This is a genomic window from Bacteroidota bacterium, assembly GCA_026391695.1.
Taxonomy (GTDB): Bacteria; Bacteroidota; Bacteroidia; order Bacteroidales; family JAGONC01; genus JAPLDP01.
Genome location: JAPLDP010000083.1, coordinates 1 through 14,707, shown reverse-complemented (window position 1 = coordinate 14,707; position 14,707 = coordinate 1). Strand labels below are relative to the sequence as shown.

The window sequence follows — 14,707 nt, the reverse complement described above, 5'->3', positions numbered from 1 at the left end:
GAGCTCAGAGTTTTGTTAAGTAATTATATATTTTTTTCTCCCTTTTTCTCTTTAACATCGTTTACAAACTGCCTGATCTTCTGTTCGTCGGTTTTTTTACATATCAGCAGAATATTTTCGTCCTCAACCACAATATAATCTTCAAGTCCCTGCAGCACAACCAGTTTTTCAGATGGCATTTTAATGATGCTGTTCATGACATCATAGATCAGAACATTTTTACCGGTAATGGAATTTCCCTGTTCATCTTTTTTGAGGTGTTCGTAGAGGGATCCCCATGTTCCGAGATCAGACCAGCCAAAATCCGAAGCAAGTACATAAACATTGTCAGCTTTTTCCATCACTCCGTAGTCAATGGAAATGCTTTTACAAACGGCATAGGATTTTGTTATAAATTCTTTTTCTTCGGAGGTGTTGTATTTACTCATCCCTTCCTTAAAAACTGAGTCAACTTCTGTAAGGTATTTATCAAAAGCTTTCAGAATACTTTTTAGCGACCAGGCAAAAATGCCTGAATTCCACAGGAAGTCACCGCTCTTCAGAAATGACATAGCCATTTCAAGCTGTGGCTTTTCAGTAAATGTCTTGACCTTCTTGATACGTGAATCAATGGCATATGGGAACGACTCGATGAACTGAATGTATCCATACCCGGTATCCGGCCTGCTGGGTTTAATGCCCAGTGTCAGTAACCAGTCATGGCTTCCTGCTGCCAGCAGGGCTGACGTGATGACCTCGATGAATATGTCTTCCCTGAGAATCATGTGATCGGACGGGGCAACAACAATAACAGCCTCAGGATTTATCTGCAGTATCTTGTAATTGGCATAGGCGATGCAGGGCGCGGTATTGCGACGGTATGGCTCATACAGGATTTGGTGGTCCCCAATACCAGTTATCTGGTCCTTGATCAGCTTTTTATAAAACTCATGGGTGACAATATAAATGTTTTCCCGGGGGCATATCTGTTCAAACCGTTCGAATGTTTTCTGAAGAAGCGTCTTGCCTGTTCCAAGTATATCAATAAACTGCTTCGGATGCGATGTCCTGCTCATCGGCCAGAACCGTGAGCCGATACCACCGGCCATTATCACACAATAGTGGTTTTTGTTCATCGTCAATTTGTATATGAGGTGTTTTCAGTCAGCTGATACATGTAATCATCCGGCATCAACGCAAAAATATAAAAAGAGAATCAATATCTTACATTGCATCGACAGGAATAATTTGGGCAATGGGATTAAAAAGATACATCCGTTTGGTTTTAAGGCATTGACACCTGTAACGTTTTCTTAGTTTTTCCAGCTTCCTGAATGTTCTGCCGTCATGTATCCTGAAAGTGGACTGATATGGGAGATCTTCCAGAATCATGGTGCCCTCATTCTGATAGCGCTGGAGTACCCTCATCAGGGCTATATCGGTCACAATGGAAGCATAAGTTTTTTGAAGATACTTTTTGAGTGCATGGGATATATCGTCAGGGAAAATTCCCTTTTCAAGAAACGGATCTATAAGGACTTTAAAGGTCTCTTTCCACTCTTTTCCATGTGGCCTTACACGTTGCCGGTACTGGTCCCACACGACAACATGCGCGATTTCATGGACCAGAATAATAAGAAAAGCATAGGGATTAAGATCCTGATTCACGCTAATATAATGAGGATGTCCGTTCTGTGGCGGGTGATATGATCCCATCTTCGAACGGCGCGCCGACCGCAGGCGAAGATACACGGAATATTGCCCAAGCCACATATCAACTGCTTGTATGGCTGCTTCCGGTATATACTTTTTCAGGAGATCTTTATAACTGGCCATCAGAATTTAAGTAAGTGAATTTTTCCCAACCATAGTATATATAACACCTACAGTCATATTTCCTGTATTTCTTTTTCATCTTCGTCTGATGCTTGTTTTTTAAAGGGTAATGCTTTGATGAATTGCAGGAACTCAGACAAACAGCAAAGCACATGAGAATGATGAACGCTAAATAAGTTAGAAGCAGGCGCATTGTTTATGCTATTTTAATGGAATCCAAAAGTATAAAATTATGACCTCCGGAACTCTCATTTTTGTGATTTCCCGGAATATCTTTAACAATTTTTCGTTATTTTAGCAGAAATATTTCAAGGTATGAAATTTCTTTTCAACCTGGGACAATATCTTCTTTTAATGCAACAGGTCTTTAGGCGACCTGAGAAGTGGAAAATTTTCCGCCAGCAAACCATTCGGGAAATTGAAAGCCTCGGATTGGAATCGCTTGGTATTGTGGCGATCATATCCATTTTCATGGGTGCTGTTGTGACCATTCAGATGGCCTTTAATGTTGATTCACCACTTATTCCCCTGTACACTATCGGTTTTGCCACTAAACAGTCGGTCGTCCTGGAGTTCTCTCCAACCATTATCAGTCTTATTCTCGCCGGAAAAGTAGGTTCCAGGATTGCTTCGGAGATAGGCACCATGCGGGTAACCGAGCAAATCGATGCCCTGGAAATCATGGGAGTCAATCCTGCCAATTATCTCATATTACCAAAAATCACCGCAGCCCTTATTATTAATCCCGTATTAATAGCCATCAGTATGGTACTTGGCATTGCCGGAGGCTGGCTGATTGGAATATTGACTGACCTTGTCACTGCCTATGATTATATTTATGGCATCAGGGCCTTTTATAGAAATTACGATATTATCTATGGGCTGATTAAAACAGTATTCTTTGCTTTTATCATCACCTCCATATCAGGATATTACGGGTATATAACGAGAGGGGGAGCACAGGAAGTCGGCCAGGCCAGCACTAAAGCCGTCGTCCAAAGCAGCATATTTATCATCCTTTTTAACCTTATCCTAACACAGTTGTTGCTTAATGATTGAAGTTCAAAATATATGTAAACGGTTTAACGGCGGTGAGGTGCTGAAAAATATATCCCTGTCGTTTGATAAAGGTAAAACCAATCTGATCATCGGTCAGAGCGGCTCAGGTAAGACCGTACTGCTGAAATGCATCATCGGACTCTATCCAATTGACGAGGGGAAAATATACTTTGATGGCCGCTGTGCAGGAGATATGAACTTTTCGGAACTGAAAAAACTCAGGAAGGAATTTGGCATGCTATTCCAGGGCGGAGCCTTGTTCGACTCGATGACGGTCCAGGAAAATGTCATGTTCCCGCTGACAATGAATACCGATATGTCATTTGAAGAAAAGCTTGATCGGGTCAACTTTTGCCTCAAACGCGTAAACCTTGAAGGTACAAATAACCTTTTACCATCACAGCTCAGCGGAGGTATGACTAAACGTACTGCCATAGCCCGGGCTATTGCCTTAAACCCCCGTTACCTCTTTTGCGATGAACCGAATTCCGGCATCGATCCTAAGACTTCCAACGTCCTCGATAACCTGATTAGTGAAATAACAAAGGAATATAATATCACAACCATTGTCAATACCCATGACATGAATTCAGTTGTCGAAATTGGCGATAAGGTCGCTTTCATCTATCAGGGCGAGTTGTGGTGGGAAGGAGATAGCAGCAACATACTGACCAGCGATAATAAAGAGTTGAATGACTTTGTCTTCGCAACCGAACTTACACGAAAACTGCGAGCTTAATCAAGCCTGTATCTATTATGAACATCTTTGATATCATCCTGGCTTTACCGTTACTCTGGATGACATACAGGGGCTTTACAAAAGGCTTTATTATCGGGATTGTGTCACTGATCGCTTTTATTTTGGGATTATATTTGAGTATAAGGTTTTCAGGACCCTTAGCGACAATTTTTATCGAACAATTCCATGCAACTTCCCCCTACATCCGGCTTATCTCTTTCGTCGCTATATTCCTTGCAGTGATTATCCTGCTTTTTTTTCTGGGTAAGATGCTCGAAAAGGCCGTAGATTTAATGGCTCTGGGTTTTCTAAACAAAATTTTGGGAGCACTATTGGGTTTCGCTAAAGCTGTCGTTCTCGTCAGCCTGATCTTGTTCCTTATCTCAGTCATCGATACCCGTCAACGCATCATCACTGAAAAAATGAAGCAGGGGTCCTTTCTTTATGACCCCCTGGAAAAAGTGATCCCTGCATTGCTGGCACTTTTGAAAGAGCGGGAACTGAAGTTTAATCCACCCCCACCATCCGATACGACAGTTATGGATTCAATTGGGAAAAAGAGTATTAACCGATCGCTTTGATACCAGGTAAAACTTTGCCCTCAATGCATTCCAGCATGGCGCCACCCCCGGTGGAAACATAGCTGACCTGGCCGGCAAGGCCGTATTTATTGATCGCTGCCACTGAATCACCCCCCCCGATGAGAGAAAATGCACCGTTCTTCGTGGCTTTTACGATGGTCTGTGCGATAAATTTTGTGCCCTCCTCAAAATTCGGCATCTCGAAAACACCCATAGGGCCATTCCATAATATGGTCGCCGATTTTTCAATGACAGCCGCGAAAGCCTGACGTGTCTCCGGCCCGATATCCAAACCCATCCAGCCATCCGGAATCTGATTTGCAGCACATATCTGCATGCCGGCATCATTTGCGAAAGCTGTCGATGCAATGGTATCCTTTGGAATATAAAGCTTTATGCCTTTAGTCCTGGCCGTTTCAATGGCTTTTTTGGCCGTGTCAATTAACTCATCCTCAACCATCGAATTCCCCACCTTTCCCCCCATGGCTTTGATGAAGGTAAACATCATCCCGCCACCGATAATCAGATTGTCAACTTTGCCAAGCAGGTTATTGATGACCTCTATTTTGCCCGAAACCTTGGCACCTCCAAGTATGGCAGTAAAGGGATGCCTGGTATCGACGAGTACCTTGTTGATGTTATTTACTTCATCAGCCATCAGATATCCAAACATCTTATCTTTTGGGAAAAAATTAGCAATGACGGCTGTGGATGCATGTGCACGATGAGCGGTGCCGAAAGCATCATTGACATAGACATCTCCCAGTGATGCCAGCTTGCCGGCAAATTCCATATCCCCTTTCTCCTCCTGCTTGTAAAAACGTAAATTCTCGAGCAACAACACATCTCCGGGTTTTAATTCCTTTGAGAGATTTATCGCTGATACACCTATACAATCGTCGGCAAACAAGATCTTCCGGCCCAGGACTTTTGACAGGTAAGATACCAGATGCTTTAGTGAATATTTCTCAGTGGAGCCCTCTTTCGGGCGCCCAAGATGCGACATCAGAATTACAGAACCTCCGTCACCGAGAATTTTCCGGATTGTGGGCAGAGCTGCGTCAATCCGGGTCGTATCGGTAATGTCGTAAGTTTCATTGAGGGGAACATTGAAATCAACTCTTATCAATGCCCTCTTGCCTTTAAAATTATAGTTGTCAACTGTTTTCATATACCTTGATATTTTAGAGTATCATATCTTGCTTATTCTTATATTGCCAATGCCAAAATTAGATGAATCGATACAGATATGCAAATATACACTTATCTGCCACGAAGGTATTATTTATAATTTTACTGTTCTGTTGTTCCTCATTTTAGAATAGAAAGATATGAGAAATTATAGTGGTTCCATAACATCCAAGCTTCCGGGCGTTGAAACGACCATTTTTACGGTGATGTCGAAACTCGCCGGTGATTATAAAGCGATCAACTTGTCGCAGGGTTTTCCGGATTTTCCCATTTCCGAAAAACTGATCAGCCCGGTAAATAAATACATGAAGAAAGGATACAATCAATATGCTCCCATGCAGGGAGTGCCGGCATTACGGGAACGATTATCCGAAAAAGTAAAGAGGATTCATCCCGTTCATTCGTCATTGGCTCATTTGGTAAAACATTTCATGCCACAGGATGGAAAATTGGCTATACAGAATGTACTTCATCCGTACAATTGTCATATAAAGAACTTGTGAATTTCCGCAATCGCTTTGCATTTGGATACGATTGGGATAACTTTATCATCATCCCATAAATGGATTTGATTGTTAATCCCATTGATTGCAATGATTTAACAAAAAAAGATAACTTTGCCCCATGACTCCTGGAACAATTATCATCAGCAGGACAGATAGCATAGGAGATGTGGTGTTGACATGTCCGGTTGCCGGATTTCTGAAAGAAAAATTCCCGGGTTGCAGGATCATTTTTTTGGGACAGTCATATACAAAACCAATTATTAGCGCATGCGATTATGTGGATGACTTCATCGACTGGTCGATGCTCAAACGGGAAGAAGAGAGAAACCGGGTAAAGTTAATCAGTGAAACAGGTGCAGATGCCATCGTTCATGTTTTCCCGGTAAAGGACATAGCCGTGATGGCATATAAAGCCCGGATACCTGTGCGAATCGGCACTACGGGCAGGTTTTTTCACTTGTCAACTTGTAACAGGCTTGTCCCCCTTTCGCGTCGTCATTCATCCCTGCACGAATCCCAATTGAATTTAAAACTCTTGCGGCCCTTTGGTATAACCAGTTGTTTTTCACTCCCGGAGATAGGTGAACATTTTGGACTTTCTGTCAAAGATCCCCTGCCTGACCATTTTAAAAATTTATTTTCAGGAAATAAATTTAATCTTATTCTGCATCCTTTATCAAAAGGAAGCAGCAGGGAATGGGGTTTGGACAATTACAGAAAATTGATAGAAATTCTTCCAAATGATTTATTTACTATCTTTATAACCGGAACCGAAGACGAGGGTGTCAGGATTAAAGAAATGTTGCATGGAAATCATCCCCATGTTACCGATTTGACAGGTAAACTCACATTAAACGGGCTTATCAGCTTAATTGGTTCTTCCGATGGCATGGTCGCCGCAAGTACAGGGCCACTGCATATTGCAGCAGCACTTGGTAAATATGCCATCGGTCTTTATCCGCCAATCAAACCTCTTCACCCTGGCCGATGGGCTCCCGTTGGTAAACATGCCTCATACATTTTTAAAAATCAAAAATGTAACTCGTGCAGGCATAAAAACCGGTGTCAATGTATCGAAAACATTCAACCGGAAGGGGTCAAACAACAACTGATGAAAATTATTAACCAATAATTATTGCATGGATCACGAATGGTTCGTTATCGTCAATCCTAATGCCGGGAGAAGAATGGGTGAAAAAGACTGGAAAAAAATTTCACGCCTCTTAGTCGATCATGATATTTTGTTTAGCAGCGTTTTCACCGAACATCGGAATCATGCCATCAAACTGGCAAAAAAATATATCGAGAAGGGATTTAAACATATTATTGTTGTCGGTGGCGACGGAACATTCAATGAAGTGGTGAATGGCGTTTTTTTACAGCAGAAATATCCTCCACTCGATATCACACTGGGACTGATACCTGTCGGCACAGGAAATGACTGGGGAAGAATGTTTAACATACCTTCAAAGTACGAAGAAGCCATACATGTGATAGTGGAAGGGAATACCTTCATCCAGGACGTTGCCAGAGTGACCTATTATAACTCCGACTCACACCGCTCCAGATATTTCGTTAACGTCTCCGGCATGGGCTATGATGCAATTGTCGCTGAAAAGACAAACCGGCAGAAAGATGAGGGAAAAGGTGGTCCTCTGTCTTATTTGTTGAATATTTTTACAAGTCTGTTTTCATATAAACACCAGGATTATGAAATTACTGTCGACGGCAAGCCTGTAAAAGGTGAAGTTTTTAGTATGAATGTGGGCATCTGCAAATATAATGGCGGCGGAATGATACAATTGCCTTTTGCCGTCCCTGATGATGGCCTGCTCGACCTGACAGTCATTAATAATATCGGTAAGTTTAAGGTGATACGCAGTGTACGAAAATTATATGACGGATCACTGGTTAATATGCCACAGGTAAATACCTATCAGGGAAAAACAATAACAGTCAAATCTTCAACCCCATTGTACCTTGAGGCTGATGGCGAATCACTGGGACATTCTCCTTTTCTTTTCGAAATTGTCCCACTAAGCCTGAAAGTCATCATTGGGACCCCTCATGCTGATCACTCCAGTCACCATTGAGCTTTATGATCTCAACCAGGGCTTCTACTGCATCCTTTTCATCTATATTCTTTTGGAGTGCCTCTCTGCCTTTATAAAGAGTGACTTTGCCATGACCGGATCCTACATAACCATAGTCTGCATCTGCCATTTCACCTGGTCCGTTTACAATGCAACCCATAACGGCAATTGTAAGTTTTTTTAAATGACCTGTCCTTTCACGGATCAGTTTTAATGTCTCCTGGATGTTAAACTGAGTCCTGCCGCATGAAGGACAGGCAATGAATTCAGCCTTTGAAAACATTGTACGGCTGGCTTGCAGGATGCCCAGTGACAGGGAAGAAAGGAATGGTGTTTCAACCTCAGGGTCGGCATCGATCCAGATGCCGTCACCAAAGCCATCTACCAGTAATGCTCCAAGATCCGTCGAACTGTAAACAATAAGCCTGTCTTTGTCAAGACCTCTGTATGTTCTTTTAATAATCACCGGCACTTTACAGCTATGCTTTAGCAGTTCAAAGAACATCCGGCGCTGCTCAGCCATGCCATGTGTATTTGTGGTTTCAAAAACCATGACAGATCCTGGTTTTTGTTCCAGTTTCTGTAGTAAATCGAGGTCTATGTCCTGGATCCTGGTTATGACGAATGGATAGATCAATCCGGTTGATTTAATGGGATCAAATTCTGCTGCCGGAATCAACTCAAGATTTTCAGTGTCTTCATTGGTGATGACGATCGGTGCATGGGTAGAACCAATGTTTTTCGCTGCAATGGTTTCTCTTTTGTGATATTCAAATGGATTATGCGGAGAGGTGGCGGTATCTGGGATCGGAAGATGAGGCTGCCTCCTGGTGTATCGGTCCGAAAGTATTTTTGCTATTGGGATTTCGCATTCCGGATCTTCCGTTAGTGAGACCCTTATGGTATCACCGATGCCATCTTCGAGTAAAGCACCAATGCCAACAGCGGATTTTATACGCCCATCTTCTCCTTCACCGGCCTCTGTGACACCAAGATGCACAGGGTAGTCCATTCCCTCCTCCATCATCCTGTGAACCAGCAAACGGTTTGACTGGACCATCACCCTGGTGTTGCTTGATTTTAATGATAGGACCAATGAATGGAATCCTTCATCACGGCATATTCTCACAAATTCCAAAACCGATTCTGTCATACCGTAAGGCGTATCACCATAACGGCTCATGATACGTTCGGATAAGGAGCCATGGTTACTACCAATACGCAGTGCGGTTCCATGCGACTTGCATATCCTGATGAGCGGTATCAGGCGTTCCCTGATCCGTTCCAATCCTTCCTGGTATTCCGATTCTGAGAATTCTGCCTTCCCGGTTTTTTTATCCGCATAATTGCCCGGATTTACCCTGACTTTTTCAACCAGACCTGCTGCAATCTCAGCAATTTTGGGATTGAAATGCACATCAGCGATAAGTGGGATCCTATACCCTCTTTTCTGCAGCTCTTCTCTGATATGTTTAAGATTTTCAGCCTCCACTAAATTCTGTGTGGTGATCCTGGCATATTCACATCCTGCATTAACCATCCGGATGACCTGATCAACCGTTGAATATGTATCGAGGGTGTTTGTTGAGGTCATTGACTGAATTCGAATAGGATTATCCCCACCAAGTGGTATATCACTGATCTGGACAACACGTGTCCGTATTCGTGAATAGGAAGTCAGACTGTTACAATAGACAAAAGGATCAGCCATAATAGTACAAATATCCGGTATATTTTCAGTTAAAATTAGTATATAAACCTAAACAAACTTCATGACCAGATATTTTAGGCACTGTCTGATCGATACACCTTCCGGAAACCTGGTGGGAACCTTAACAGCCGGAACCGGAAATAAACTGGTCGGTAATGGTAAATATGTCACCCACTCGTCTGCCAGCAACTCAAGTACACAAGTGTGGTCATTTAACTGGACGGCCCCTGCCGCAGGAACAGGAAGCGTCACCTTTTATGGTGCATTTACGGTCAGTAAACCGGTCACCAAACTATCCACCCTGGTTATCCCCGAGGATCTTTCAACATCAATCAGAGAAAATGAAATTTTACATTTTGGCTACTATCCAAATCCTGCCAGTGAAAATCTGACTTTTGACTATTCCATTTCAAGTGCTGCCACAGTCAGAATTGAACTGTATAACATGGCTGGTCAACAGTGTGCGATTTTAATGGATGAACACCAGGGTGCTGGTCATTATTCCAAAACGGTTCAGTTGCCAGGTGTCCTCAGGAATGGGATCTATATTCTGAAATATATCATTGGTGAAAATACGGTTGTCGACAAGCTGATCGTTCAGCGATAATGACGGATCAACAGGAGAACATTCAATAAAAAGGTGTGTGGATTTATAACATTTTATATATTTGTTATAAATCTATAATCATGTTTTATTATGAAACTCCCGCGTTCCTTAAACAACTGGACCTCTCTGATAGGAGTTACAGTTGCTCTTGTAGCCCTTTTCATGATCGTCTTTTTATTCGTTATCTCCGTCTTCCTCAAACAGGGTAGCTCTTACCTTGGTCTGTTTATTTATATTATTTTACCGGTTTTTCTGATAGCAGGATTGTTGCTAATCCCGGTTGGAATGATCCGTACAATACGGAAGGATAAGAGGGACAAAAAAGTTGAAGAGCCGAAGTGGCCTGTAATCGACTTCAATAATTACCGGCAGCGCAATGCTTTTATGCTATTTGGCGTCGGTTCCATGATTTTTCTTCTGCTTTCTGCTGTGGGCAGCTATGAAGCATTTCATTTTACCGAATCGGTTGAGTTTTGCGGGAAACTCTGCCATAAGGTGATGAACCCAGAATATACAGCTTACCAGAATTCAGCTCATGCACGTGTAGCCTGTGTGGAATGTCATGTCGGTTCGGGCGCTAACTGGTATGTAAAATCAAAACTTTCTGGTTTATATCAGGTCTATGCGGCCACATTCAATACCTATCCACGACCTATTCCAACTCCTATTTCCAGCCTGCGCCCGGCCAGAGAAACGTGTGAAAAGTGCCACTGGCCCCAGAAATTCTATGCAAATCAGGACATTATTGAAAAACATTTTCTCAGTGATGGCAATGTGGAATGGGATATTAACCTGCGGATGAAGGTCGGCCCGCAATACAGCGCACTCGGACTCAAGGAAGGTATTCACTGGCATATCAATCCAAACATAAAAATTGAATATAAGGCCGGAACAAAAGACCGCGAGTCTATTCCCTGGGTAAAGTACACTAATCTTAAAACTGGTGAAGTCTATGTTTATAACACTCAGGATAAAGAGTTTACCGATGAACAACTGAATGAAATGGAAACGCGGGTGATGGACTGCATGGACTGCCATAACCGTCCGTCACATGATTATCAGACACCGCAGTATTTTATCGACAACGGCATGACTTCCGGTATTATTCCCAAGGATCTTCCGGATATGAAATTCGTCGCTATGGAGGCCCTTAATGATAAATTCTCTACTACCGACAGTGCAGTCCAGTTTATCCGGAATGAAGTGAATAAATATTATCAGGATTCATATCCTGAAATTGTTGCGACTGATTCAGGTAAAGCGCTTGTTGATAAGGCCATTGAGGGTATTATCACACAATTTGAAAGGAATGTTTTCCCTGAAATGAATGTCAGATGGAATGCCTATCCCAACCATATCGGCCATATTGAATTCACTGGCTGTTTCCGATGTCATGATAACCTTCATACCAGTGATAAGGGACATATTATTTCCAAGGATTGTAATCTGTGCCACTCGATTGTGGCTCAGGGTGAACCCGGCAACCTTGAAGTTGGTACAGTCACAACTTCGCTTGAGTTTAAACATCCGGTCGATATCGGTGATGAGTGGAAGTCAACCTTATGCGTCGAATGCCATAAAGAGTTATATCCTTAGGGAATAAAAACCGAATGTCAAATCTTAAACTCGTAAAATTTAGCACTAGTTCAGATTATGAATGCTCGATTTCAGAGTGTAGGAAACCCCCTAAAAGTTCCATAAACGGGTCAGGTTCAAACCAATCATCAGAGGGCAGCCATTTGACCAGTCTGTCCAGTCATTATCATTGAACAGGAAGTTGTATTGCCTGCTGAGACTGTTGGCTGAGCTGAAAGTGAACTGGAAGCAATGGGTACTTGTCGAAATTTCCCAGGCTACACCAAAATTCTGATAGGGTTTGTACATGGGGTCATTTTCAGCTATCTTGGTTGTATTGAGTGGAATATCATAATTGAAAATAAATGACGACTGCGGAGTGATCTTTATCCTGCCTCCGAAAGAAATCCCGATTTTATCATGCTCCAGGCCTTGTTCTACTTTATTGATATGTGAGAAACTGCCTGAAACCTGCAGTATGAAGCGATCGTGAAATTTTCTCGTGACAATAAGTTCTGTGAAATAGGATAATCTGTTGGTGAATTTATAATTATCTCCAAATTCGCTCTTGTTTCTCGCATCCATGGTGATATTGCCAAAATAGGTTACAAAGACAGGGATTCTGCCCGATCGTGTTTGTTTAATGATATCCCATTTCCAGCGGATATCCTGAAGCCGGTAATTTTTCGAAGTACCTGCACCAACCATCAGAAAGTTTGTAATACTATAATTCAATCCCAAACGGATATTGGCGCCTCCCCATATACCGAAGAAATCCTCCATACCGTTTTGCATGGTGCCAAACCGGTGTTCAAGAAGAAACTCAAGTGTTTTGGCTGAGGGAATGACACAGGTCTGATTATCGATGAGTATACCGCTTTCAAAGGGTGATCTGACCGGTTTATCCTCGGTTTTTGCAGGCTCAGTTGTTTCCTGAGCCACAAGAAAACTGATTCCTGAAAAAAATATGACAATATCGGCGATTAACTTTTTCATGTCATCAATTATTAATTATTAATGATTAATTGTTAGTTATTCAACGCTCCCTGCCTGATCCACTGCAGAACATCATTAGCCTGGCTATCAGTATATTTTTTCCATGAGTGAGTGCTGGTACCCTGTTTTGGATAATTATACAGTATACTTAATTCAGGTGCAGCTGTGTCGGCCAATCCCATACTTATGATGCTGCTGTATGCATTTGCTGCAGTCAGGTCTGGTGACTGGTTACCGGCTTCATGACAACCCGTGCAATTATTGTTTGTGGTGAAAATCGGGAGTATATCCCTGGTGAAGAAAACCGTATCAGTAGGATTTGGTGGCGGGGGTTGGGGCACCGGAATAAATTCATATTCGCATGAAACCAGAAGTGCGAACATTGAAAAACCCAGCAGAAGAATGTTAAAGATACGTCTTTTCATGGTTTAAAATTTAAGCTGTCTTTCAATATATGATTTAGTTACTAAGATAAGAAAAGAAGGCTTCAATTAGTGAAGCCTTCTTCTTTCTAAAATGGATTATTAATTGCTACTTATAGAAGCAATTGAGTTCTCAAGCAGTGTCTTTGCAAATTTCGGGTTGTGGACGCCTAAACTCTTATCTTCTTTAATAAACATATAGTTAAAGAAAGCACCGGCGATCTTGTTAGGATAATCTCCCTTCACTGCCGCTTCGGTTGCCGGATCATATATGCCTGCATCGGTCAGCAAGGTCTGAAGCGTATCAAGAAGGTTCTGGATCTCAGGCTGCAATTCTTCGATGGCTGCAATTGCTTCTTCTTCTGTATGGCATTCTGTACAGCCTGTTACATTCAATCCTTCTTCTTCATTGTTGATATTAACGGTATGTCCGCCTGTCATATTACCGATCGCTTTCGACATATGACAGGTTATACAACTATTTTCGATAGTTGCATGCATGTTGTCGAGATAATCGCCACCGACCAGGTATACTCCGGTGCCAACGAGCAGTTCACTTTGCGGGCCATGGTGCGGGCCAAATCGGGTGGATGTGACGGTGAAAGTGCCTTCGGGATTATTCACATCCGGGAAGGTCGCCTGTGGCCTTGACTGGTGGCACTGTGCACACAGATTAGCCATTCCAAAATCATGTTCCTCGCCATTCCACCAAAAGGTGACGGGATCGGTCTTCCTTAAGGTCCAGTCACCATCTGTGTATGTGTCATGAATTTTGTGACAAGTATAACAATTTATATTGGAGGGATCCTGCACGTCTTCTGCAGTTACATGGGCACCAGTCACCAGCACTTCCTTGAAACCCTGGCTTGTATGACAAGGTGCACAGGTTGTCGCGTTTTCAAAGAAAGTTCCGCCGATTGCATGCTTCGAATTTCCCCATTGTAAAATCTTGGCCTCAACAAGTTCGGAATTATCATGGCACGTGATACATCCTGCTGTACCATCCGTACCATTGATGCCGTCTTCACCTTTAAGTCCTTGTGCACCTTGTGGTCCTGCCGGTCCCTCTTTTGTACAGCTTGCTATGATCAGTGCCATTGTTAGCACAACTGCTGAAAATACTGATAAAAATGTGAATTTTTTCATGATATTTAATTTTTGATTTTAGAAATATTTTACTGGGGACAATATTAGTCTAACTATTTAAATCCATCAATATATAAAAAATGATATATGTCGATTTTTAGATGATAAATATTTATTATCTCAGTGATTTAACCTGAATAATTCATAAATCCAAAATTCGGATAAAAAGCTATACTATTTCCAGGACGAATACAAAAAATTAGGCAAGCTGGGATAATTTGTAAGATATTGATGCAGTTTTTGTTTTGACAAAATTCATTGTTCAG

The 14,707-nt window shown here is 42.2% G+C and carries 14 protein-coding genes and 1 pseudogene; 8 read left to right on the top strand and 7 right to left on the bottom strand.

Annotated features, from left to right (window positions below; translation table 11 throughout):
• Nucleotides 1-23: 23 nt before the first annotated feature.
• Nucleotides 24-1,115, bottom strand: a complete 1,092-nt coding sequence (locus NT175_12300) for a mannose-1-phosphate guanylyltransferase (protein MCX6235475.1) — start codon at nt 1,113-1,115, stop codon at nt 24-26.
• Between the two features lie 88 nt (nt 1,116-1,203).
• Nucleotides 1,204-1,815 carry a SprT-like domain-containing protein gene (locus NT175_12295; protein ID MCX6235474.1) on the bottom strand — a complete coding sequence of 204 codons (612 nt, stop codon included), beginning with the start codon at nt 1,813-1,815 and terminating at the stop codon, nt 1,204-1,206.
• Nucleotides 1,816-2,130: 315 nt separating this feature from the next.
• Here NT175_12295 and NT175_12290 point away from each other — a divergent pair, with 315 nt between their 5' ends.
• The 3 genes from NT175_12290 to NT175_12280 are packed head-to-tail and all read left to right on the top strand — an operon-like array spanning nt 2,131 to nt 4,194.
• Nucleotides 2,131-2,874 carry an ABC transporter permease gene (locus NT175_12290; GenBank protein ID MCX6235473.1) on the top strand — a complete coding sequence of 248 codons (744 nt, stop codon included), beginning with the start codon at nt 2,131-2,133 and terminating at the stop codon, nt 2,872-2,874.
• Nucleotides 2,867-3,613 carry an ATP-binding cassette domain-containing protein gene (locus tag NT175_12285; GenBank protein MCX6235472.1) on the top strand — a complete coding sequence of 249 codons (747 nt, stop codon included), beginning with the start codon at nt 2,867-2,869 and terminating at the stop codon, nt 3,611-3,613. Before NT175_12290 ends, NT175_12285 begins: the two co-directional genes overlap by 8 nt.
• Before the next feature lie 17 nt (nt 3,614-3,630).
• Nucleotides 3,631-4,194, top strand: coding sequence for a CvpA family protein (locus NT175_12280; GenBank protein ID MCX6235471.1), 564 nt, complete (start codon nt 3,631-3,633; stop codon nt 4,192-4,194).
• Here NT175_12280 and NT175_12275 read toward each other — a convergent pair.
• Nucleotides 4,178-5,365 (bottom strand): phosphoglycerate kinase, encoded by a 1,188-nt coding sequence (locus NT175_12275; GenBank protein MCX6235470.1) that lies wholly within the window; start codon nt 5,363-5,365, stop codon nt 4,178-4,180. The two genes, NT175_12280 and NT175_12275, sit on opposite strands and share 17 nt — an antisense overlap.
• 160 nt (nt 5,366-5,525) lie before the next feature.
• On the opposite strand from NT175_12275, the pseudogene NT175_12270 reads away from it, so the two are divergent.
• The 3 genes and pseudogenes from NT175_12270 (at nt 5,526) to NT175_12260 (ending at nt 7,984) form a co-directional block, all read left to right on the top strand.
• Nucleotides 5,526-5,768: pseudogene (locus NT175_12270) on the top strand (aminotransferase).
• A gap of 241 nt (nt 5,769-6,009) precedes the next feature.
• A complete protein-coding gene (locus tag NT175_12265; GenBank protein MCX6235469.1) occupies nt 6,010-7,023 on the top strand; it encodes a glycosyltransferase family 9 protein in 1,014 nt (337 codons plus the stop codon).
• Between the two features lie 7 nt (nt 7,024-7,030).
• A complete protein-coding gene (locus NT175_12260; protein ID MCX6235468.1) occupies nt 7,031-7,984 on the top strand; it encodes a diacylglycerol kinase family lipid kinase in 954 nt (317 codons plus the stop codon).
• Here the strand turns inward: NT175_12260 and ispG are convergent.
• Nucleotides 7,944-9,695: a (E)-4-hydroxy-3-methylbut-2-enyl-diphosphate synthase gene (ispG, locus tag NT175_12255; protein ID MCX6235467.1), complete on the bottom strand. Its 1,752-nt coding sequence runs from the start codon at nt 9,693-9,695 to the stop codon at nt 7,944-7,946. The two genes, NT175_12260 and ispG, sit on opposite strands and share 41 nt — an antisense overlap.
• Nucleotides 9,696-9,756: 61 nt before the next feature.
• Here ispG and NT175_12250 point away from each other — a divergent pair, with 61 nt between their 5' ends.
• Nucleotides 9,757-10,302 carry a T9SS type A sorting domain-containing protein gene (locus NT175_12250; GenBank protein ID MCX6235466.1) on the top strand — a complete coding sequence of 182 codons (546 nt, stop codon included), beginning with the start codon at nt 9,757-9,759 and terminating at the stop codon, nt 10,300-10,302.
• A 90-nt stretch (nt 10,303-10,392) separates the two neighbouring features.
• A complete protein-coding gene (locus NT175_12245) occupies nt 10,393-11,898 on the top strand; it encodes a NapC/NirT family cytochrome c (GenBank protein MCX6235465.1) in 1,506 nt (501 codons plus the stop codon).
• A gap of 90 nt (nt 11,899-11,988) precedes the next feature.
• On the opposite strand, the gene NT175_12240 is transcribed toward NT175_12245, so the two are convergent.
• From NT175_12240 to NT175_12230, 3 genes are all read right to left on the bottom strand, one after another.
• A complete protein-coding gene (locus NT175_12240; GenBank protein ID MCX6235464.1) occupies nt 11,989-12,873 on the bottom strand; it encodes a DUF5777 family beta-barrel protein in 885 nt (294 codons plus the stop codon).
• Nucleotides 12,874-12,905: 32 nt separating this feature from the next.
• The gene (locus NT175_12235; protein ID MCX6235463.1) at nt 12,906-13,298 is read right to left on the bottom strand and encodes a hypothetical protein; all 393 of its coding nucleotides are present in this window, start codon (nt 13,296-13,298) and stop codon (nt 12,906-12,908) included.
• A 99-nt stretch (nt 13,299-13,397) separates the two neighbouring features.
• On the bottom strand, nt 13,398-14,441 hold the full coding sequence (locus NT175_12230; protein MCX6235462.1) for an ammonia-forming cytochrome c nitrite reductase subunit c552: 1,044 nt from the start codon (nt 14,439-14,441) through the stop codon (nt 13,398-13,400).
• Nucleotides 14,442-14,707 lie beyond the last annotated feature (266 nt).